This is a genomic window from Oxalobacter paraformigenes, from assembly GCF_000158475.2.
GTDB classification, from domain to species: Bacteria; Pseudomonadota; Gammaproteobacteria; order Burkholderiales; family Burkholderiaceae_D; genus Oxalobacter; species Oxalobacter paraformigenes.
The window spans coordinates 1,565,264-1,587,852 of record NZ_KI392031.1 but is presented as its reverse complement, the minus strand read 5'-3'; the positions used below and the strand labels follow the sequence as shown (position 1 = coordinate 1,587,852).

The window sequence follows — 22,589 nt, the reverse complement described above, 5'->3', positions numbered from 1 at the left end:
TAAACCGGAGCCTGCTTTTTCACAACGGCTGAAAAAACAGGTTCCGGATTTTTTGGCGTCTCATTCCGGCAAGGGTTTTGCCGCGTCTTTTGCCGTGCCGGTTTTGACATGAACCCGGTGTTCCTTGCGGTCGTCTTCAAGCGGTATCCAGACGCCGGGCTGAACGGCATTGTCCAGCAGCACTTCGGTTTCCGTTTTGCCCGGCTGCTGTTCGATAATGATGTGGTAGGGCGTTTCCTTGTACCGGTAAAGAATATCGACCGATGTCCAGTCTGAAGGCAGGCAGGGAGCGAAAGCGAGACGGCCGTTTTCCAGCCGGATACCCAGCAGCGATTCGAGTATCAGGCGGTACATCCAGCCGGACGAACCGGTGTACCATGACCATCCCCCGCGTCCCGTATGTGGCGATACGGCATAAACGTCTGCCGTAACGACGTAAGGTTCGACCTTGTACAGCTCCGTTTCTGCCGGCGTCAGGCTGTGATTGACCGGATTGATCAGCCTGAACAGTTCCCAGGCCAGATCGGCATTCCCCATTTTGGCAAAAGCCATCGCGGCCCAGATGGCGGCGTGGGTGTACTGGCCGCCGTTTTCCCGGACACCTGGCACGTACCCCTTGATGTATCCGGGATTCAGATCGGATTTGTCGAAAGGCGGATCCAGAAGCTGAATAAGTTTCTGATCCCTTCTCACCAGTCGTTCATTCAGGGCACGCATGGCCTGTACCGTCCGTTCTTTTTCTCCGGCGCCTGAAAGAACAGACCAGCTTTGCGAAATGGAATCGGTTGTACATTCCTCGTTGATGCGCGAACCCAAAGGCGTGCCGTCGTCAAAATAGGCGCGGCGGTACCATTCGCCGTCCCAGGCGTTGTTTTCGATATGCAATTGCAGGGCTTTGGCCTGCTGGCGGCAGTTTTCCACAATCGCCGTGTCGTCGCGCCGCTCTGCGATAAGCGCAAATTCATTCAGGACGGTATAGAGGAAGAAGGCGAGCCAGACACTTTCGCCTTTGCCGCCGATCCCGACCTTGTCCATACCGTCGTTCCAGTCGCCCGATCCCATCAGCGGCAGGCCGTGGCTGCCGAAGCGGAGACCATGCCGGATGGAACGGACACAGTGTTCATAAACGGTTCCGATTTCCGGGGAGCGCTGCGGAAGATCGTAATAGGATTCTTCTCCTTCCGGAACGGGACGCCCTTCAATGAAATAGCGCGTTTCGTCGAGAATGCCGGTATCTCCCGTCGTCGTCACATAACGGCAAACGGCGAGCGGCAGCCACAGATAATCGTCCGAACAGCGGGTCCGGACGCCGCGATTGCCGGGTGGATGCCACCAGTGCTGGACATCGCCTTCGACAAACTGATGCTCGCAGCAAAGGAGGATCTGATTTCTGAGAAGGGACGGTTCGGTGTGGACGACGGCCATGGCATCCTGCAACTGGTCGCGGAAACCGAAAGCGCCGCCGGATTGGTAAAAACCGCTTCGTGCCCACAGGCGGCAGGCAATCGTCTGGTACATCAGCCACCCGTTCGCCAGCATATTGAGCGATGTTTCCGGCGTATGAACCCGAACCGCAGACAGCGTCTGTTCCCAGTAGCGACGTACCTGATGCAGGGCCAGCTCGGAGGCTTCGGCGCTCCGGTAGCGGTGGATGTACTGGCTGGCGTCGGCACTTCTTCGGCCTGCCGTCCCCAGCATGAACTGGATTTCTTTTTCCTGACCGCTTGCCAGTGTGAAAGGCACATGGATGGCGCCGCACGGATCGTAACCCGCTCCGACCCGGTTGGACAAATGGGTACGGCTCATCGCTGCCGGATTTTTCAGCGAATTGTTGCGCCCGATGAATTCCGTCCGGTTGCCTGTGACAGTGCGATTGGGGGTGTTGACTGTAAAGAAAGCGATCCGGTCGGCAAATTCCGTATTGTACGGGTTGCGCGCAAAGATCGCGCCACTGATCGGATCGATTTCGGTTACCACGCTCATCTGGGTTTTTTCCCGCAGTTCGCCCATCACCCATTCGACGTAGCCCGTTGCCGACAGGGAACGGGTTGCTCCCGAATGGTTTTTGACTTTTAAAACGGAGTACTTGATATTATTGTCGAGCGCGACGTAAATCCACAGTTCGGAATGAATGCCGTCTTCAATGTGTTCAAAAACGCTGTAGCCGAAACCGTGACGGCAGAGATATTCGCCGCTTCCGCGGCAGGGTAGCGGCGTCGGCGACCAGTAATGCCCGGTTTCTTCATCGCGCAGATAAAACGCTTCGCCGCTCATGTCGGAAACGGGATCGTTTTCCCACGGGGTGAGGCGGAATTCATGGGCGTTGATATCCCAGGTATAAGACTGGCCGCTTTCACTGACGATGGTGCCGAAAGTGGCATTGGCCAGGACATTGACCCAGGGAGCGGGTGTTGAGGCGTTTTCGGAAAGATGGATAATGTATTCTTTTCCGTTGTCCGAATAGCCGCCCAGTCCATTGTTCAGGAGCCGGTTGCTGAAGGTGAGTTTTGAAGTGGCGGATGGCACGTAGGGCCGCGTTGTATGCAAGGGCAGTAATTTGCGCCGTTCTTTTCTTTCGCTGCGTTTGATCTGGAGCGCCAGCGGGCCGTTCATATCGGAAATGATGATGCGTGCGACAGACGAAATCAGAATGCGGTCTTCGGGTGAAATCTGTTCCGCCAGCCGGACGAAAATGCCGCCGGGCTCGTTCTGTTCGTTGGCCAGATGGGTGGACGAAATCAGGCCCATGATCTGTTCCTGCAAGACCTGCCGGTATCCGGCGAAATCCTCGTTCCAGATAACCAGATCGACTTTCAGGCCCTTCATATGCCAGTAAGCGTGGGCCTGTATCATTTGCCGGACGATATCGAGATTTTCCTGCGCGTGGATCTGGATCAGGACGATAGGCAGATCGCCTGAAATCGCGTAACTCCACAGGCCGGACTGGCCGCGGTTGTTTTTGGAGAGTACGGCGCTTTCGGCCCGGTAAGCCGGATTCGGATAAAGAATCGAACCGGCCAGCCGGGCGTAGAGCTGGGAATCGGACTCATCGGCATTTAGCTGGTGCAGGAATGCCTGACTATGCGTCCAGGCCATTTCGAAGACCCGGTCAGCCAGATATTTGTCGTCGTACTTGTCCATCAGTCGAAGGCATTGTTCCCTGTCGTGCGTCATACCGGCGACGTAATCGATAACGATGGTTTCCTCGGGTTGTAAAACAAACCGGCAACGGATGGCCGAAACCGGATCCAGTACCGATCCCTGACTGCCTGAAAGCGGGGCTTTGCCTGTCAGGGCGAGCGGTGCATTGGGCGTGTTCATGCGGCCCAGGAATTTCAGACGGTCGGTTTCGTAAGACATGTCCGGATTTTCACGGTCGTGGACGACTATCATGCTGAATGCGTAAGGCGGTTTTTCCTCGACGAAACGGGGGCGTCTGGTGCTGAGAATTGCGTGGAATTCCGGAACAATTTCCGTCTGGACAAACAGTTTCGAGAAAGCCGGATGGGACAGGTCGGCAATCGGGGCGGCAATGACCGTTTCCGAATAACTGGTCAGTTCGACGGTACGCGCCTTGCCGGAACGGTTGACGATTTTGTGACGGCGCAACTCGATATCGTCTTCCGGCGAGACGACGACTTCGCATTGCGTTTCGATTCCGTCATGGGCTGACTTGTATTCGGCACGGCCTTCTGAAAAAACGGTTTCATATTTGCCAAGCGGCTGTCTGACCGGTTGATAGGTAGTTGACCAGAAATGGCCGTCTTCCAGATCGCGCAGGTAAAAAAACGTGCCCCAGTTGTCGCGGGTGGTATCGGGTTTCCAGCGGGTGACGGCATAGTCTTTCCAGCGGCTGTAACCGGCGCCGGCATTGGTGACCATCACATGATAGGAACCGTTGGACAAAAGCTGGATTTCGGGAATTCGTGTGTCCGGTGTGGTGTAAACACGGGTCGGCATTTCCGCCGGGATGGACGCCATCTGGGTTTTTGACAGATTGGGCGTCCGTTCAAAATAGGCGATGGTTTTCGGAATCTTTTCGTGAAGCAGGGGCAGTGTTGCCTGGAACCAGGGATCCGCTTCGAAACGTTTCTGCATCGGCTGGTCAAGCAAACAGGATTCCAGCGCCAGAAAGCTCATGCCCTGATGATGGGCCATATACGACTGGACGATGGCATAGTTCTGCCCGCGTGTCAGGCGGGACTGGGTGTAATCGATGGCTTCGAAAAGCCCGTAGCGGCCGCAAAACCCTTTTTCCTCCAGTTCCATCAGATTGGCGCAAGACATTTCCGGTTCTACCATGACGGCCAGCATGGTGGCGTAAGGCGCAATAACCAGATCGTCTGCAAGGCCCCGTTTCAGACCGAGCCCCGGTACACCGAAGGCCCGGTACTGATAGTTGAGCCTTGCATCGAAGGCGTAGTAAGCCGATTCGGAAATCCCCCAGGGTACGCCGCGCTGTTTGCCGTAATCCCGTTGTCTCCAGACAGCGGCCTTGTGGGTTTGATCCAGGAGCGTGTTTTCGAAACTGGGCATGACAAGGTGCGGCATCAGATATTCGAACATGGAGCCGCTCCACGAAAGCAGTATCGGATCGCCGCCGATAACCGTCATCATGCGTCCTAGCGCAAACCAGTTTTCCTGTGGAATCTGTCCCAGTGCAATGGCGACAAAGCTGGTCAGTCTGGCTTCGGAAGCGAGCAGGTCGTAATAACTGTTGTCGATTCTGCGGTCGGTGATGTTGTAGCCGATGGAAAGCAGGTGCGTCGATTTGTTATAGAGAAAGGTGAAATCCATTTGGGAAAAATCTTCTGCCTGCCGGATCAGTTCGTCATAAGCGTCCAGCCTTTTGCGAGCTTCTTTTCCTGCCAGCGCAACGCGGGCAGCCAATTCATTGAGCAGGGCGGCTTCTTTTCCGGAATCCTTTTTTTCCGGGGTATCAAACATTGCGGCGAGATGTTCGGGCAATTCCGCAAGCTGCTGCAGGGTCATGTTGTCGTTCAGCCGGGGAACCGGGTCAGGCCCGTTGCGCCATTCAGGCAACAGAACCCAGGGCATCAGGCTGGCCATTTCATCCAGTTGCTGATTGCATTGGCTTAGCAGGGCATTACTCCAGAAACCGGCCTGTGTCCGGGTATCCTTTGATGTGACAGAAACAAGACGTGTCAGTGATTCCACCAGACTGTTTAGCAAAACATGACGTTGTTTGAGGGTAAGCGCCCGGTTTTCCCAGTCGGCCAGTTTTCTGTCGAGCTCTGCTATTTGTACCGGGTAATGGCCGATGCCCTCGTCTCTCAGCAACTCAAACGTGTCACGCAGGCTGTCAACCAGTCTTTCCGTCAGTGCAGGGCGGTTTTTCTGTTCCGCAAGACCCGATTTCAGCGTGATGAGATGTCCCGCCAGATTGCCGCTGTCCACCGATGAAATATAGATCGGGTTTTGCAGGGGGTGCAAGGTTTTGGTATCGTACCAGTTGTAGAAGTGGCCCCGGTATCGTTCGAGTTTGCCCATCGAACCGAACGTGTTGCTCAGGCGGGCGATCAACTGGTTTGAAGGGATGTAGCCGAAGTCGCAGGCAGCCAGATAGGCAAGAAGCGCCAGACCGATATTGGTGGGTGAAGTCCGGTGCGCAATGACGATTTCCGGTATTTTCGGGAGGGTTTCGTCAATCTGCAGTTTTTCGTTTATGGAAGAAAAGGTCGGCATCTGCTGGATATTGTCCGGCGGCAGCCAGTTGTCTTCCGCGCCGATATAGGCGTCGAAAAAAGACCATATTTTCCGGGAGAGCTTTCGCAGGAAAAGCTTTTGTTTATCCGACAGTTCCGTGATTTCCGTAATGGAAGGAAGACTGATTTTCCAGGCGATGACCGGCGAAATGAGCCAGCCGAAAATGAACGGACTGGAGAAAACGAACAGGTCCGGACGCATGGCAGACATACCGAAAGCGAGCGCGATAGCATAGGCAGGCGCAAACCACATGTTCCGGAAATACGTGGTAACGCTGCCGTCGTTCTGGCTGGTCATGGCCGAAGGAACCCATTCGAGCAGATGTCGTCTGGAAAAGAAAGTCCGCCACAATGTCCGGAGAATGGCGTCTGCGGAATAGCAGGCTTCATGCGGAAGCAGGACGAGGGAAAGCAGGGCTCCCAGAAAGTGTCGGGATATGGAGTGGGAAACGGCCGACAAATGCTGCTTTATCGAAATGTCCCTGCCTTTTTTCACCAGATCCGTCATGGATACCAGAAGTGGCGGCAAAAAGAAAATGGCGAGCAGAAAGACAAGCCATGTCCAGGCCGGCGTGAAAACAGTCAGGCTGACAAAGAACAGAAAAACGGCAGCGGGCGCAAACAGGCTGCGTCGCAAATTGTCGAAAAGTTTCCAGCGTGAAAGCAGGGAAAGCGGGTTGCGCTGTTTTCCTGACCGGTTTTGCTCCCTGGCATCAGGAACGAAAGGAAACAGCCATTTCAGCAATTGCCAGTCTCCCCTGATCCAGCGATGGCGACGTTTTACGTCGGCCAGATAACTGGAAGGATACTGTTCGTAAAGCTGGCCGTCGCTCAAGAGGCCTGAGCGGGCATAGCAGCCTTCCAGCAAATCGTGGCTTAAAACGCTGTTTTCAGGCAATCTGGCGTTTAAGGTCCGGTAAACGGCATCGACATCGTAAATGCCTTTTCCGATAAAAGACCCCTCTCCGAAAACATCCTGATAAACATCCGAAACAGTCCGGGTATAGGGGTCGATACCGGCGTCTCCGCCGTACAGTTTTTCGTACCAGGACGCGTTTCCATTTGGAAGACTGGTCGTAATACGCGGTTGCAGGATACCGTATCCTTCCACCACACGGTCTTTGACCGTATCGTATCGGGGCGCGTTCAGCGGATGGGCCATCGCGCCGACAAAAAGTCTGGCCGAATCCCGTAACAGATGCGTGTCGCTGTCCAGGGTAATGACATAACGGGTAAGTTCGAGATGGCCGGTGTTGCCGATTCTGACAGTGAAATCGTTATTGTCCTGACCTCTCAAAAAGCGGTTCAATTCTTCCAGTTTTCCCCGCTTGCGCTCATAGCCGATCCATTTCTTTTCGCCGGGATTCCAGCGACGTGGACGACACAGGGCCAGAAAAGGGCCTTCGCCGTCTTTAGCGTGCTTGCCGTTCAGTTCATCAATCAGGTGCGCGAGCCGGTCCAGGAGAACGGAATCTTCAGGTGTCGTTTCCGTGTGGGCATCGGTCAGATCGGTCAAGAGGCAAAATTTCAGCCGCTTGTCGCGGTTGGCGAGATAATGCACCTCAAGTGCGTCGCACAGGCCTTCCACCTGTTTTTCATTGATCAGCATGGACGGCACGACCACCAGCGTTTCGTGCCCTTCCGGAATGCCTTTTGAAAAATCCATTTTGGGCAGAGGATCGGAACGGCTCGGAAAGGCGCTGAACCAGTTGACGACCGCCAAAGCGAGCTGGCTTGAAGCGAGCAAAGTGCATACGACAGTTATACTCCATAGCCAGACGGGCACGCTTCCTATGCCGGCGCCATAAATCATCAGACCTGACAGGAGCAGGGTGAGAAGTGAAAAAGCGCCCAGATAGGCGAAAACAGGGGAACAAATCCGGGAACCCATCCATTTTTCAAGCCAGGTCTTTTTCATTTGAACCGATTTTTCCAGTTCGGGCCGTCCCCGGTCGATCAGATAGTAACCGACGTGTCCGGTCCGTTTTTGCGCCTGCGGATCGTCGAACGCTTGTTTTGTCAGATCAATGGCGTGTTGCGCAATTTCGGCCTCGGTCAGGGGAGATTTCTTGGCGATCTCTTCGATTTCATGGCGGTAATGGTCGCGCGAAGTGAAATCCATTTTCGGATAAACCGCTGTCGGATCGGTACGCAGTATCTGTTCCACAACGCTCAGGGATTCGACAAATTCATGCCAGTCCATCGCGCTCAAAAGACGGATACTGCCGATGCTGTTACTGATCGAAACCTGATCGGCCGCCTGCCTTTGTGTTTCCAGCATGACGAGTTGTTCAATGGTCATGCCGGTTTCCGAAAGTCGTTGCGAAATCCAGGTAAGGGGGAGCGCAAGAATGGCTTTCTGGCTTTGCAGGCGACGGGTCAGTTCGGCAACGAAGGCGCTGACCATGGGTGGATGGGAACGGGCCAGATCGGCGACCTGCAGGATCAGGTTGCCGGGATCGTTTTCTGCCGTGTCGATGAATTTCTGTACCCAGGCTTCCGCCAGTTCGTGATGGGCACGTGATACGGCCAGTCTGGCCGAAACGCGTCTCAGGTTTTCTATAAGCGCCAGACGCAGCATAATGGGAATGGCCCAGAGTTCGCCAAGCGTCAGGACGGACTCTTCCTGATAAGAGGAAATGAAATGGGCGAGGCTGTTGGCGTCGATGTGTCCGTCACCGTGGGAAACGACTTCAAGAGCCAGTTCATAAACCCGCGGCATGCCGGCCATCGGTCCATTGGCCAGACGCGGCAGTTCGGTACTGTAACGTTCGGGCAAATGGTTTTTTGCGATCTGGATCTGTTCTTCAATCAGATAAAAATTGTCCAGGAGCCATTCAGCCGCGGGTGTAATCCGGCTTTCTGTCCGGACTGCTGACGCCAGGATATCGTAAACCTTGCGGATTACGGTTTCGTTGTCGGACAGCCGGGCGAGCAAACGGTCTTTTTCAGGTTTGTCGTCCAGCACATGCGTTCGGGCGAGATACCGCCCGTATTGCCCCATCTGGGTAATGCTGTACAGTTCCGAACGCAGGGGTTCTTCTTCCAGAAGAAAAGCCCTGTTGTCTGTGCTGCCCTGACCGTTCTGAAAGAAAAACGGGGTTTGTCTGAATAAATTGAAAAGTTCGCTGATAGTCTTCAATTTTGAAAGCCTCTGTTAATGAATGGTTGTGCCATGCCTCATCAGGCATACCATCGCAATAAAACGGCTTTTGCGGTTTATTGAAGATCAAGTCTGCAGGGGAAATCGGCGAATTTCTGGATTTCGCTTTTTCTGATTCAAAGTCGGGGCAGTTAAGGCTTGACAAAAGAGGGCAAAAGAGAAAAAGTAACAACACTGGAATGTATTTCGGCTTTTCTTTTACTGTCCGGGCTGGACAATGTCCAGACTTATGTTTTACATTCACAGGAATGTTTCCGGACAGACAAATCCAGTGCGCACAAGACGCGAAGAAGTTGCATGCAGGGAGTCCTGTTTTCAATTCGCCAGATTCCGTAAAATCTTGCCGGACAGTGGTTTTCCCAGCGCGACTTGCCGGAACGGCTGTTCTGGCGAAAGTATCGTTTTCACCGGTTCATAGCGGATTTTCATGGACATGAACCGCCAATGAAATTGTTCGGGTTTCCGTGATTCATATGAATATTGAAGAGGAAAAAAAGATCCTCGAAGCGGCGCTGTTGTGTGCGCAGGAGCCATTGTCGTTACAGGACATCGCCTGCATGTTCATGGATGAAGACGCTGCCTGCAAACGGAATTCGACGGATCGTTACAGGGTGCTTCTTGAGGAACTGAAACGGGACTGGTCCGATAAAGGGCTGGAACTCGTCCAGGTTTCAGGCGGATGGCGTTTCCAGAGCCGGGCGGAAATGAAGCCGTATTTCGAACGTTTGCGACAGGAAAAACCGCCGCGTTACAGCCGGGCAACGATGGAAACGCTGGCTATCATAGCCTATAACCAGCCGGTGACCCGGGGGGACATCGAACGGATAAGAGGGGTGACTGTCAATGCACAGGCTATCAGGCTGCTTGAAGAAAGAGGCTGGATCGAAACGATCGGTCATCGGGAAGTCCCGGGAAGGCCTGCCCTTCTGGCGACGACCGGGCAGTTTTTAAGCGATCTCGGTCTCGAATCGCTGGAACAGTTACCTCCGTTACAGGTGTTGCAGGACATGGACATGGGTCAATCGTTATGAATTGCCGGGAAGGTTTTTCCGTGTGACGAACGGAACCGGCGCAAATGGATGGATTGCATGGGCAAGATTAGGATGAGTGAGAATATGGAAGCAACTTTTACGCCTGCTGAAGGCTTGGAAAACACAGTCGCTGGCATGGCCGAAAAGAAAAGACAAACCGGAAAAAAACCGGGCCGCCGTACTGTGGAAAACGAAAAGCGCGCCGGTCTTGAAGAAAACGACGCGATGTTGGCCAAACCGCCGGCCGGAAAGGATGGGGCAAGAGCGAAAGATCCGGAAAATCCGGTAAATGCATCGCCTAAAAAACCGGCAGGCCTTGCCGGGCCCAAAAACGCCGGAAAGAAGACCGCTCGGGTAAAGCGTCCGGGGCATGCGGGGAATGCACCGGCAGCTGCCGGGAAAAACAGTCCCCGTGGGGAAAAAGAACTGGACGATGTTTTCCGGTTTGTCACTTCCAGTGATTTCGACAGACTCAACGACACTGGCAGCGACGCCATGACGGCGAAAGGCGGCGAGGCGCAAAAGCAGAAGAAAGCGAGGCGGGAACTGACGGCTGAAGACGATGCGCCGAAATTGCACAAGGTGCTGGCAGACGCCGGTCTGGGTTCACGGCGCGATATGGAAGAACTGATTGTGGCCGGCCGGGTTTCTGTCAATGGCGAACCGGCCCACATCGGACAGCGAATTTTGCCGACGGATCAGGTTCGACTCAATGGAAAACTGATTCAGCGGAAAATCGCGAAAAGTCTGCCGAGAGTGCTGACGTATCACAAACCTGCCGGGGAGATTGTCAGCCGTGACGATCCGGAAAAAAGGCCGTCCGTTTTCGACCGTTTGCCTTTACTCAAAAACAGCAAATGGCTGGCGGTCGGGAGACTCGATTTCAATACGGAAGGGTTGTTGCTGTTTACCAATTCCGGTGATCTGGCCAATCGGCTCATGCATCCCCGCTACAATATCGAACGCGAATATGCTGTCAGGACGCTTGGGGAGCTGGAAGAAGGCATGCGGCAGAAACTGTTGGCAGGGGTCGATCTGGGCGACGGTATCGGCCAGTTTTCGAAAATCGTCGATGGCGGCGGTGAAGGCGTCAACAAATGGTATCGTGTGACTATCGGGGAAGGCCGCAACCGGGAAGTGCGCCGCATGTTCGAAGCGGTCGGCCTGACAGTGTCGCGTCTGATCCGTACCCGTTACGGGGCGGTCGTCCTGTCCCAGTCGTTAAAACGCGGCCGTTGGGATGAGCTGGAAGAAAACGCGGTTCGCAACCTGCTTCGTCTTTCAGGGCTCGATAACAAAGACGACAAAAAAACGCAGGGCAAGACCCGGTCGCGCAACGCTTCGGGACAATATCCGGATTTTCCGAAATCGCAGTCGCTCTCCATTCGCGAGTTGCAGTTGCAGGGACAACACCAGAAAAAGAGTCCGGGGGGACAAAAAGGGTCGCCGCGCAACCGCCAGCCCGATCCGTTGCAGACGGCTTTCGGTTATGCCGGGATGGGACAGAATCCACCAAAAGGCGGAACGGGCCAGCGTGCCCGCGGGCGCGGACAGCCGGGTCAGCGTCGCCGCGCCAGATAAAGAAAGGACGGGAAGCTTAAACGACCTTGACGGTTTTGTCCGGATATTCGCAAAGATCGCTGATCAGACAGCCCGGGCATTGCGGTTCTCTGGCCTTGCAGACATAACGGCCATGCAACAGCAACCAGTGATGCGCATTCATCATGAACCGCGGAGGAATGACTTCAACCAGTCGTTTTTCGACTTCCAGAACATTTTTTCCGGGTGCAAGACCCGTCCGGTTGGAGACCCGGAAAATGTGGGTATCTACTGCCATAACGGCTTGTTGAAAGGCATTGTTCAATACCACATTGGCTGTTTTGCGGCCTACACCCGGTAACGCTTCCAGCGCTTCCCGATTATCCGGAACTGCGCCCCCATGCTTTTCCAGCAGAATTTCCGACATTTTTACAATGTTTCGGGACTTGGTGGGATACAGATTGATCGTTTTCACGTAAGGCATCAGGCCTTCCACGCCCAGCTTGACCATCGCTTCGGGAGTGTTGGCGACCGGATAGAGTTTTTCGGTCGCCTTGTTGACGGAGATATCCGTTGCCTGTGCTGACAGCATGACGGCGACCAGCAGTTCGTAAGGGGTGCAAAATTGCAATTCGGAACGGGGATCGGGATTGGCCTTTTCAAAACGTTCGAATATCTGCACTACTTTTTCAGGAGTCATAGCGCTATGCGTACTGAATAGAAGTTGAAAGAATATATTTCCGGCGAAACCGATATCATGCCACTATTTCTGAAAACCGGTTGGGAAGGGGAGACAGCGGCTCGATTGCTGGAAGCAGAAAGACATGAGTTGCGTTGGGTCAGGACGTTCGGGACGATTTTAAACGGACTCTTGCGCGATCCAGCGCTTTCCGGAGGAGGTCGGTTTTCTTGTTTGATCCGGCAGTTGTATCGGCCAGACCGGTTTCTTCTTTTTTCTCCATTTGCAGCCGGTGAAGGCGACGTTCATATCTTTCGCGGGCGGCTCTTGCCTGTTCCGCTGACCAGGCATTCCATCCTGTCCGGGTTCCAGAGACGATTTTCATGTCGATACAGTCAATGGGACAGCGCGAAACACATCGCTCGCATCCGGTACAAACCTCGCTTATTACGGTATGCATCATTTTCCCGGTGCCGACAATCGCATCGAAGGGACAAGTCTGGATGCAGAGAGTGCAGCCAGTACATCTTGTTTCGTCTATCCGGGCAATAGCACGCGGTTTTTCCTCGCCGCAGGAAGCGTCCAGTACCGGTTCGGCAATATTAAACAGCCTTGCCAGCATGCGAATACCTGCTTGCCCTCCGGTCGGACACCGGTTGATGCCGGTTTTATTTGCCGCAATCGCTTCCGCATAAGACCGGCAATTGTCGAAACCGCAGCGCCCGCATTGGGTCTGGGGCAATAAAAGCAGAATTTCCTCGATGCCTATCCTGTTTTTTTCCGATGTGTCCACGTCTTCTTATTCCGTTTAACAAGGCAAGGCAGCAAAAAAGCCGCTAACGGTCGCTAACGGCTTTTCAGAAAGGCGATAGCCCTCAATCGAAAACCGGCGATTCGACCCCCAGAACTTTATGCAGTTTTGGCGAAGTCGTCGTATATTGCAGGTGGATTTTCTTTTGGGGAAAAACAAACGGCGCAGCGGCAAAGGCAGCCAGTGCGGCTTCATGAAAACCGGACAGAATCAGTTTTTTCTTGCCCGGATAAATGTTGATATCGCCTACCGCGAAAATGCCGGGAATATTGGTCATGAATTTTTCGGTATCGACAACGATCTGACGCCGGTCGATTTCCAGTCCCCAGTCGGCAATCGGCCCCAGCTTCGGAGACAGTCCGAAGAAAACCAGCAGGCAATCCAGAGGCAGACGGCGGGTCACGCCATCCAGACCGGTCACCTTGATTTCAGAGAGCATGCCGTCCTTGCTTTCAAAGCCTGTTACCTGTCCCGTCAGGGCCTGCATGCAGAAATCCTCGCACAGCGCTTTCATTTTGGAGACGGAAGCGGGTGCGGCACGGTATTCCTCGCGGCGGTGGAGCAACACAACCGATTCCGCGATGTCCACGAGTTTCAGGGCCCAGTCCAGCGCGGAATCGCCGCCGCCGCATACCACCAGATTCTTGCCACGGAACATTTCCGGATCCTTGACGCGATAGAAAAGCTGCGATCCTTCGAACTGTTCAATGCCGTCCACTTTCAGGGTGCGTGGCTGAAAAGCGCCGACGCCGGCTGCAATGAATACGGTTTTTGTAATGAACCGGGTGCCGGCAGAGGTTTCCAGATCGAAGCGGCCGTCCTCGCGACGGGCGACCTTGACGACTTCCTGTCCAAGGTGGAAAGTCGGGCCGAAAGGTTCAATCTGTTTCATCAGGTTTTCAGTCAGTTCCAGACCGGTGCAGCTCGGTACGGCAGGAATGTCGTAAATCGGTTTGTCGGGATAGAGCTCGACACACTGGCCGCCGACAACGGATAACGAATCAATCACGTGCGCCTTGATTTCCAGGAGTCCGAGTTCGAATACCTGAAACAGTCCTACAGGGCCGGCGCCGACGATAACGGCATCGGCTTCAATTGGCAAATTGTCAACTTTGGCTTCCATTATTGCTAAGATTCCTGTGTAAGTCCGGGTTGCATTATAAAAAGAGGCCAGGCTGGAAAAGGCATGGCGATTTTGCAACAACCGTATCGGGTGTTGATATGGATTTATTTAATCAGATGAATTATCTTGTTTTTGACGTCTTTCCATTTGTCGGCGTCGGGCAACGGATCCTTGGAACGGGTAATCGTCGGCCACTTGCGTGAGAGTTCGGCATTTAACGCAATATATTCCTGCTGGTCGGCAGGCACATCCTCTTCAGCGAAAATGGCTTCCGAGGGACATTCGGGCACACAGACAGCGCAATCGATACACTCGTTCGGATTAATCACCAGTGTATTGGGGCCTTCATGAAAACAATCGACCGGACAAACATCCACACAATCTGTATATTTACAGAGCACGCAGGCGTCGGTGACAACGTGGGTCATAAATCATCCTCTTGGTTTATTCAACAGGTGACCGATGAGAAAAGGCGATATAGAATGGGTTCGGTCCTGTAAAAACCTGACATTTTAAAGTAAATAACCTCATCTCACAAATGAAGAATGGGAAAAGGTTGCCGTAACCATCGGTTTGCAAGCGGCGGAAAATCTTTCAGCGGGAGCGGTTTCTTTTTTTGCTGCTGTTTTAACGGGAGTAACAGAATTTTGCTGCATTTCATCAATTTCGGCTAAAATGTCGAACTGTTTTTATGGATAATTGCCTTTTGTCCGTGATTTGCGCCCGTTTTACACGTGACGAAGCATGGACAAGGGGCATGTTTTATTTTTTTAACCAATAAGCAAACGGTTTTGGAATCAACTGTCCGGTTTCAAGACCTCTATTTTTTGGAATACATACATGGCAAACGCTGTTGAAAACCTGGAAAAGCTCGAAAGACGCCTGACTATTACTATCCCAGTTACCGACATTACCACCGAAGTTGAAAAACGCCTGAAGGTACGGGCCCGCACCGCCAAGGCTCCCGGTTTCAGACCCGGCAAAGTGCCGATGAATATGGTTGCACAGCAATATGGCGCCCAGATCCAGAATGAAGTCATTAACGAAAAAGTGGGCAACGCTTTCAGTCAGGCTGTTCAGGAAAACAATCTTCGTATTGCCGGCGCTCCGCGTTTTGAAGAAAAAACCGGTGATGACGCCGGACAGGACGAGCTGGCGTTTTATGCCATTTTCGAAGTTTATCCGGAAGTCAAAATCGGCGATCTGGGAACGGTCGATCTTGAAAAGGCAGTCGCTACCGTGACCGATGCCGAAGTGGACAAAACCCTGGATATCCTCAGAAAACGTCAGGCTCATTTCCATGTCAAGGGCGAGGACAGCGAGCATGGCAAAGGTAGCGATAACGTTGCCGCTGAAGACGGTGACCGCGTTACGATTGATTTCACAGGCCGTATCGACGGCGTTGAATTCGAGGGCGGCAAGGCTGAAAGTTTCCCGTTCGTTCTCGGTGAAAAACAGATGCTGCCCGAATTCGAGGATGCCATTCGCGGCATGAAAGTCGATGAAACGAAAGTTTTCCCGCTGACTTTCCCTGAAAATTATCACGGCAAGGATGTGGCCGGGAAAACGGCCGAATTCACCGTAAGCGTGAAGAAAATCGAATGGGCGCATTTGCCCGAAATTGACGAGACTTTTGCCAAGGCGCTGGGAATCAAGGACGGCAGCGTTGAAAAACTGCGCGAGGATATCCGGAACAATCTGGAACGCGAGGTCAAGAACCGCCTGATCGCCATCAACAAGAACCGGGTTATGGATGCCCTGATCAAGGTTTCCGAATTCGACGTTCCGCAGGCATTGGTCAAACAGGAAATCGGCGAACTGACGGAATTGACCCGTCGCGATCTCGCTGTCCGGAATCCGGCTCATAAAGACGTTGCCTTGCCTCCCGAACTGTTTACCGCCCAGGCTGAAAAACGTGTTCGTCTTGGCATGTTGCTGGGCGAGTTGATGAAGGACAATGTCCTGGCTGTCTCGGATGATAAACTGAAAGAAAGGGCGGCCGAAATCGCTTCCAGTTATGAAAATCCGCAGATGGTCATTGATTATTACCTGAACGAACCAGGCCGCCGCAAGGAACTGGAGGCGATGGTCATGGAAGAAAACGCCATGGATTACGTTTTCAGCAAGGCCAAGGTAGTGGAAAAAGCCGTTCCGTTCGAAGAACTGATGGCCCAGCAAATGTAATGGGGCAATCCCGGATTTTCGATATTTGACAGGAATATAAATGACACAATTTCATGATTCGGCACTGGATACCAGCATGTTAGGCATGATCCCCATGGTTATCGAGCAAAGCGGTCGTGGCGAACGGGCTTTCGACATTTACTCGCGGTTGCTGAAAGAAAGGATCATTTTTCTGGTTGGGCCTGTAACTGATCAGAATGCCAATCTGATCGTGGCACAGTTACTGTTTCTGGAAAGCGAAAATCCGGAAAAGGATATTTCCCTTTATATCAATTCTCCGGGCGGCTCCGTCTCGGCAGGCATGGCAATCTACGATACGATGCAATTCATCAGACCGCAGGTATCGACGCTCTGTACGGGGCTGGCGGCCTCGATGGGCGCTTTTTTGCTGGCCGCCGGGGCAAAGGGAAAGCGTTTTTCGCTTCCCAATTCACGCATCATGATTCATCAGCCGTCAGGCGGCGCACAAGGGCAGGCGACCGATATCGAAATTCATGCCCGCGAAATCCTGTATCTGCGCGAGCGTTTAAATGGCATTCTGGCAGAAAATACCGGAAAACCGGTCGAACAGATTGCACGGGATACGGAAAGGGACAATTTCATGTCTGCCGCGGAAGCGAAGGATTATGGATTGATCGATGAAGTCCTGACCAGACGGAACTGACCTTTCCGGCTTGTTTTTTAGGCCCGAACTGGATGTTCGGGCGTTTTTTTCGATGCACGCTGCCAGAAATCGTGGTTTGTGTTATCTTTCTGGCAGTCGTTTATCTTATTGAATCCTAATACCTGTTCAAATACTCATGTCAGAAAACATATCTTCGCCAGCTGAAAAAACGCTGTATTGCTCATTCTGTGGGAAAAGCCAGAATGAAGTGAAGAAGCTGATTGCCGGTCCTGCTGTCTACATTTGTGACGAGTGCATTGATTTGTGCAATGACATTATCCGTGACGAGTTGCTTTCTCCCGAACTGGGTAAGGAAAAGGGCGGCGAATTGCCTACGCCGAAAGAAATTTGTAACCTTCTGGACCAGTATGTTATCGGTCAGGAACAGGCCAAGAAGATTCTTTCCGTAGCGGTTTACAATCATTACAAGCGGCTGAAGTATTATGGCGGCAAAAACGACGATGTTGAACTGGCCAAAAGCAATATTCTTCTGGTCGGACCGACAGGGTCGGGAAAAACGCTTTTAGCCCAGACGCTTGCGCGCATGTTGAACGTTCCGTTTGTCATTGCAGATGCCACGACACTGACTGAAGCAGGGTATGTCGGGGAAGACGTCGAAAACATCATTCAAAAATTGCTCCAGAATTGCGATTACGATGTCGAAAAAGCGCAAAGAGGGATCGTTTACATTGATGAAATTGATAAGATTTCCAGAAAGTCGGATAATCCGTCCATAACGCGGGATGTGTCGGGTGAAGGAGTGCAACAGGCTCTTTTGAAACTGATCGAAGGCACGATGGCGTCGATCCCGCCGCAAGGAGGTCGTAAACATCCGAATCAGGATTTCATTCAGGTCGATACTTCCAATATCATGTTCATTTGCGGGGGCGCATTCGACGGATTGAGCAAAATCATTGCCAATCGTTCGGAGAAAGGCGGCATCGGATTTTCGGCGGCCGTCAAAAGTCCCAGTGAAAAAGCCGGTAGCGAAATGCTTTTGAACGTCGAACCGGAAGATTTGATAAAATTTGGATTGATACCGGAATTGATCGGTCGTTTGCCCGTCGTTGCCGTTTTGAACGATTTGACCGAAAATGCCCTGATTGAAATTCTCGTAAAGCCCAAAAACGCTTTGGTCAAGCAATATACGAAACTTCTGGAAATGGAAGGCGCGGAACTCGAGATACGGCCGGATGCGCTTCATGCCATTGCACGCAAGGCGCTGGAACGCAAGACCGGGGCCCGCGGACTTCGTTCCATTATGGAACAGTTATTGCTTGACGTCATGTACGATTTGCCGACAGAAAAAAATGTCATCAAGGTGGTCATCGACGAAAATACTGTCACCAAAGAATCGAAACCCTTGTTGATATATCAGGACAAACAAAAACTTGCCGGCCAGAACTGAATCTGTTTCAGGCAAAACGATTTGTCGGTGTTTTTTCCACTTTTTAGTGCAGGTTTTTTATGCCTGCCGGATCGCTTCTGGCGATATTTTCGATGTTTGGTCTTGTATTTTCCGAAAGCGGGCCAATATCACCATTATGCTCATTGATTAAGGTTTGTCATGATGACTTCTATAGATACAAAGCCGTCTAGATTTCCGTTGCTTCCGCTGCGGGATGTCGTCGTTTTTCCGCATATGGTCATTCCGCTGTTTGTGGGAAGGCCCAAGTCGATTCATGCCCTTGAAACGGCAATGGAAACCGGAAAAACGATTATGCTGGCTGCACAAAAGACGGCAGCGAAAGATGAACCGGCTGCGGAAGACATTTATGAAATAGGATGCGTTGCCACCGTCTTGCAGATGCTCAAGCTGCCTGATGGGACAGTGAAGGTCCTGGTCGAGGGCACACAGCGCGCCAGAATCGTTCAGGTTGAAGCGAACGAGAACCATTTGCTGGCGGACATATCGCCGGTGGATTCGATCGGTGAAAACGAACCGGAAATCGAAGCCATGAGACGCGCCATCGTCCAGCAGTTCGAACAGTACATCAAGCTGAACAAGAAAATACCGCAGGAAGTCGTCGCGTCTCTTTCCACTATCGATGAACCGGGCCGTTTTGCGGATACGGTTGCCGCCCACCTGCCGCTGAAACTGGAACAGAAACAGGTCGTTCTCGAGATGGTCAACATCGAAAAACGGCTTGAATATTTGCTGGAAAGGCTGGAAAGCGAGCTCGACATCATGCAGGTCGAAAAGCGCATTCGCGGCCGTGTCAAGCGCCAGATGGAAAAATCACAGCGCGAATATTATCTGAACGAACAGGTCAAGGCTATCCAGCGCGAGTTGGGCGAGGGAGAAGAAGGAGCGGATCTGGAAGATCTGGAAAAACGGATTACCGCTGCGAAAATGCCCAAGGAAGCCAAAGACAAGGCCATGAGCGAGTTGAGGAAGCTGAAATCCATGTCTCCGATGTCGGCTGAGGCAACAGTGGTTCGCAATTACATTGAGACGCTCGTTTCATTGCCCTGGCGTAAAAAATCCAAGGTCAACAACGATCTTGCCAATGCGGAAAAAGTGCTGGACAACGATCATTACGGCCTGGAAAAAGTCAAGGAACGTATCCTCGAATATCTTGCCGTCCAGCAGAGAGTGGACAAGGTCAAGGCGCCCATTTTGTGTTTTGTCGGGCCTCCGGGGGTCGGTAAAACTTCATTGGGACAGTCCATTGCACGGGCGACGAACCGCAAGTATGTGCGCATGGCCTTGGGCGGCGTTCGGGATGAAGCGGAAATCCGCGGGCACCGCCGTACCTATATCGGTGCAATGCCGGGCAAAATCCTTCAGAGTCTGGTCAAAGCTGGTGTTCGTAATCCCTTGTTTTTGCTGGATGAAGTTGACAAGATCGGCGCCGATTTCCGGGGCGATCCGGCTGCTGCCCTGCTGGAAGTCCTGGATCCGGAACAGAATCATACCTTTTCCGATCACTATGTCGAAGTGGATTTCGATTTGTCGGATGTGATGTTTATTGCGACTTCCAATACGTACAATATTCCGCCGGCTCTTCTGGACAGGATGGAAGTCATCCGCTTGTCCGGGTACACCGAAGATGAGAAAACAAGTATTGCGCAACGCTATCTGTTGCCGAAACAGATGAGAGGTAACGGTTTGAAAGAAACGGAATTGTCGATTACCGAAGCGGCTATCCGTGACATCATCCGCTATTACACTCGCGAGGCCGGCGTACGAGCACTTGAACGGGAAATTTCCAAGATCTGCCGGAAAGTCGTCAAAATGCTGTTATTGAAAAAACAGAATCGTAAAATTGTCGTGACCCCGAAGAATATCGACAAGTTCCTTGGCGTACGCCAGTTCGATTTCGGTGTGGCTGAAAAGGAAAACCAGATCGGTGAAGTGACGGGACTGGCATGGACGGAAGTCGGTGGAGAATTATTGACAGTGGAGGCGGTGGCCGTTCCCGGCAAGGGGCAGATCATCCGTACCGGTACGCTGGGCGATGTGATGAAAGAATCCATTGAAGCGGCAAGAACGGTCGTGCGCAGTCGGGCGAACAATCTGGGCATCAAGAATGAGGCCTTCGAGAAGAAGGATATTCATATCCACGTGCCGGAAGGCGCCACGCCCAAAGATGGCCCGTCGGCTGGCATTTCGATGGCAACCGCGCTGGTATCGGTATTCAGCGGCATTCCGGTCAGATCCGATGTGGCCATGACGGGGGAAATCACCTTGCGTGGTGAACTCCTTCCGATCGGCGGCCTGAAAGAAAAATTGCTGGCCGCCTTGCGTGGTGGCGTCAAGAAAGTCGTTATTCCGCAGGAAAACGTGAAAGATTTGGTGGAAATTCCCGACAATGTGAAAAACAAATTGGAAATCATTCCGGTTCGCTGGATAGACAAGGTCTGGGAAGTGGCGCTGGAGCGCCAGCCTGAACCGATAACGGAAGATCAGCCGACTGTTCCGGTTGCCGCGGAAAAGTCTGAAAATGCCAGTGGCGGCAATTTGCTGACGCATTGACGCACTGAGTGGTCAGTCGTCGCTGTTTCGCCATAGCCCCGGGAGACCGGGGCTTTTTTATAGCTATCGGATTTCGATCAGTTCGTTCAAGAGAAATCGGGCTTTTGGAGCGATTTCCCCTGCCGTTATGCCAACACAGCCATGACGTTCCTTTTCCAGAACGTCTGCCGCTTTCCCGTGAAGCCAGACGGCAGCCAGTGCCGCTTCCCATGCCGGCCAGCCTTGCGCCATGAGGGCACCTGTCATGCCGGACAGGACATCGCCGGTTCCGGCTGTTGCCAGACCGGGATTGCCGGTCGGATTGATAACGGTTTTTCCATCGGGCGAACAGACAAGGGTTCCCGATCCCTTCAGGACGATAACAGCATTGAATTGTTCAGCCAGCGTTCTTCCGGCGTTAAGCCTGTCGGACTGGACGAATGCGCTGTCCCTTCCCAAAAGACGGGCCGCTTCCAGTGGATGGGGCGTCATGACGGACGGGGCGTTACGTTCCGAGAAAGAGAATTGCAGGGCCGGATTTTCAGAAAGGATGTTCAGGGCATCGGCGTCGAACACGGCCGGTTTGCCGGATGCGATTGTCCGGGCCAGATAATTTCCGGCAACCGGAGATTGGCCCAGACCGGGGCCGATAACGGTGACGTCTGCCGAAAAGTCGAACCGGTGTGCCGCGCGGAACATCACTTCCGGACTGACGGGATCGTAGGAAGGCGGATTTTTCAGATAAACGGCATACGCTAAACCGGCGCCGGTATAGAGGGCCGCGCGGGCTGCCAGAACGGGCGCTCCGCCCATTCCTTCCGCTCCGCCCAAAATGGCGATTCTGCCGTAACTTCCCTTATGGGTATCGTGGAGCCGGGGTTTGAGGAAATGGCCGAACAGCTCTGGCGTATTCAGCCAGCAGTCGGTGGCCGGAAAATATTTTTTATCGACGTCCAGACTGGCGACATGCACCTCGCCGGCATGGTCTCGGCCTTTTCCGGTATGAAGTCCTGGCTTGTCGGCGATGAAAGTCAGCGTATGCGTTGCCCTGACGGCAATGGAATCGTTCCCGACGACGTTTCCGGTATCTGCATTCAGGCCGCTGGGGACGTCCAGTGCAAGAATGGGACATTGAAAGGAATTGACAATCCTGACGAGTTTGTTGCGGTTGCCTGTCAACGCTTCTTTCAGGCCGATTCCGAACATGCCGTCCACCACCAGCGCCCAGTTTCGTCTTTTCAATGATTCGAAAGTGGTTTGGAGAGAAAGGGCGTCTTCCCAGTGAATAGCGCTCTTGACGGCTTTTTGTCTCGCCTGACGCGCTTCTTCAGGCTGGTTTTTCTTTCGGTTCGAGACGAGAAGCACCGAGACAGAAATGCCGGAATCGGCAAGGAGGACAGCCATTTCAAGAGCATCGCCGCCATTGTTGCCCGGGCCTGCCAGAACGAGTACTTCTTTCTTGATTTGCGTCGAGGAAGAAAGCAGGGACATGGCCAGCTTCGCCGCTTCCCGGCCGGCCCTTTGCATCAGTGTTCCGGTCGGCAGATCGGCAAGAGCGGCCCGTTCGATGGTGCGGATGGCGTTGATGGAATAAAGGGCATTCATGACTGGACTCCGAAGTGGATAAAAAGTTTTCCGGACAGTCATTGTCCGGCAGTTTTACTGGCCTGAAAAAGAATTTGTACCACGTTTTCGTCTGTTTTTGTAGCGG

Annotated in this window: 12 protein-coding genes; 6 read left to right on the top strand and 6 right to left on the bottom strand. The window is 53.0% G+C overall.

The window, feature by feature from the left end; genetic code table 11:
- Nucleotides 1–60: 60 nt before the first annotated feature.
- A complete protein-coding gene (locus OFAG_RS11695; RefSeq protein WP_005875789.1) occupies nucleotides 61–8,868 on the bottom strand; it encodes a glycoside hydrolase family 94 protein in 8,808 nt (2,935 codons plus the stop codon).
- 494 nt (nucleotides 8,869–9,362) lie between these two features.
- Between OFAG_RS11695 and scpB the strand changes: the two genes are divergently transcribed.
- Both scpB and rluB read left to right on the top strand, forming a co-directional pair.
- A complete protein-coding gene (gene scpB, locus OFAG_RS11685; RefSeq protein WP_020995323.1) occupies nucleotides 9,363–9,920 on the top strand; it encodes an SMC-Scp complex subunit ScpB in 558 nt (185 codons plus the stop codon).
- An 84-nt stretch (nucleotides 9,921–10,004) separates the two neighbouring features.
- Nucleotides 10,005–11,501: a 23S rRNA pseudouridine(2605) synthase RluB gene (gene rluB, locus OFAG_RS11680; protein WP_390621821.1), complete on the top strand. Its 1,497-nt coding sequence runs from the start codon at nucleotides 10,005–10,007 to the stop codon at nucleotides 11,499–11,501.
- A gap of 16 nt (nucleotides 11,502–11,517) precedes the next feature.
- Here the strand turns inward: rluB and nth are convergent, their stop codons facing one another.
- The 4 genes from nth to fdxA form a co-directional block, all read right to left on the bottom strand.
- On the bottom strand, nucleotides 11,518–12,159 hold the full coding sequence (nth, locus tag OFAG_RS11675) for an endonuclease III (RefSeq protein WP_005875792.1): 642 nt from the start codon (nucleotides 12,157–12,159) through the stop codon (nucleotides 11,518–11,520).
- A gap of 139 nt (nucleotides 12,160–12,298) precedes the next feature.
- Complete coding sequence (locus tag OFAG_RS11670) at nucleotides 12,299–12,931, bottom strand: RnfABCDGE type electron transport complex subunit B (protein WP_005875794.1); 633 nt, start codon at nucleotides 12,929–12,931, stop codon at nucleotides 12,299–12,301.
- An 82-nt stretch (nucleotides 12,932–13,013) separates the two neighbouring features.
- Entirely contained in the window at nucleotides 13,014–14,072 is a 1,059-nt protein-coding gene (locus OFAG_RS11665) for an NAD(P)/FAD-dependent oxidoreductase (protein WP_020995321.1), read from the bottom strand.
- Nucleotides 14,073–14,176: 104 nt separating this feature from the next.
- A complete protein-coding gene (gene fdxA / locus OFAG_RS11660) occupies nucleotides 14,177–14,500 on the bottom strand; it encodes a ferredoxin FdxA (RefSeq protein ID WP_005875798.1) in 324 nt (107 codons plus the stop codon).
- 412 nt (nucleotides 14,501–14,912) lie between these two features.
- Here fdxA and tig point away from each other — a divergent pair, with 412 nt between their 5' ends.
- The 4 genes from tig (at nucleotide 14,913) to lon (ending at nucleotide 20,899) form a co-directional block, all read left to right on the top strand.
- The gene (gene tig, locus OFAG_RS11655; protein ID WP_005875800.1) at nucleotides 14,913–16,256 is read left to right on the top strand and encodes a trigger factor; all 1,344 of its coding nucleotides are present in this window, start codon (nucleotides 14,913–14,915) and stop codon (nucleotides 16,254–16,256) included.
- 40 nt (nucleotides 16,257–16,296) lie between these two features.
- The gene (gene clpP, locus OFAG_RS11650) at nucleotides 16,297–16,920 is read left to right on the top strand and encodes an ATP-dependent Clp endopeptidase proteolytic subunit ClpP (RefSeq protein WP_005875802.1); all 624 of its coding nucleotides are present in this window, start codon (nucleotides 16,297–16,299) and stop codon (nucleotides 16,918–16,920) included.
- Nucleotides 16,921–17,056: 136 nt separating this feature from the next.
- On the top strand, nucleotides 17,057–18,328 hold the full coding sequence (gene clpX, locus OFAG_RS11645; protein WP_005875804.1) for an ATP-dependent Clp protease ATP-binding subunit ClpX: 1,272 nt from the start codon (nucleotides 17,057–17,059) through the stop codon (nucleotides 18,326–18,328).
- Nucleotides 18,329–18,487: 159 nt separating this feature from the next.
- Nucleotides 18,488–20,899, top strand: coding sequence for an endopeptidase La (gene lon / locus OFAG_RS11640; RefSeq protein ID WP_005875807.1), 2,412 nt, complete (start codon nucleotides 18,488–18,490; stop codon nucleotides 20,897–20,899).
- Between the two features lie 63 nt (nucleotides 20,900–20,962).
- Here the strand turns inward: lon and OFAG_RS11635 are convergent, their stop codons facing one another.
- Nucleotides 20,963–22,483 (bottom strand): NAD(P)H-hydrate dehydratase, encoded by a 1,521-nt coding sequence (locus tag OFAG_RS11635; protein ID WP_020995320.1) that lies wholly within the window; start codon nucleotides 22,481–22,483, stop codon nucleotides 20,963–20,965.
- Between the last annotated feature and the right edge of the window lie 106 nt (nucleotides 22,484–22,589).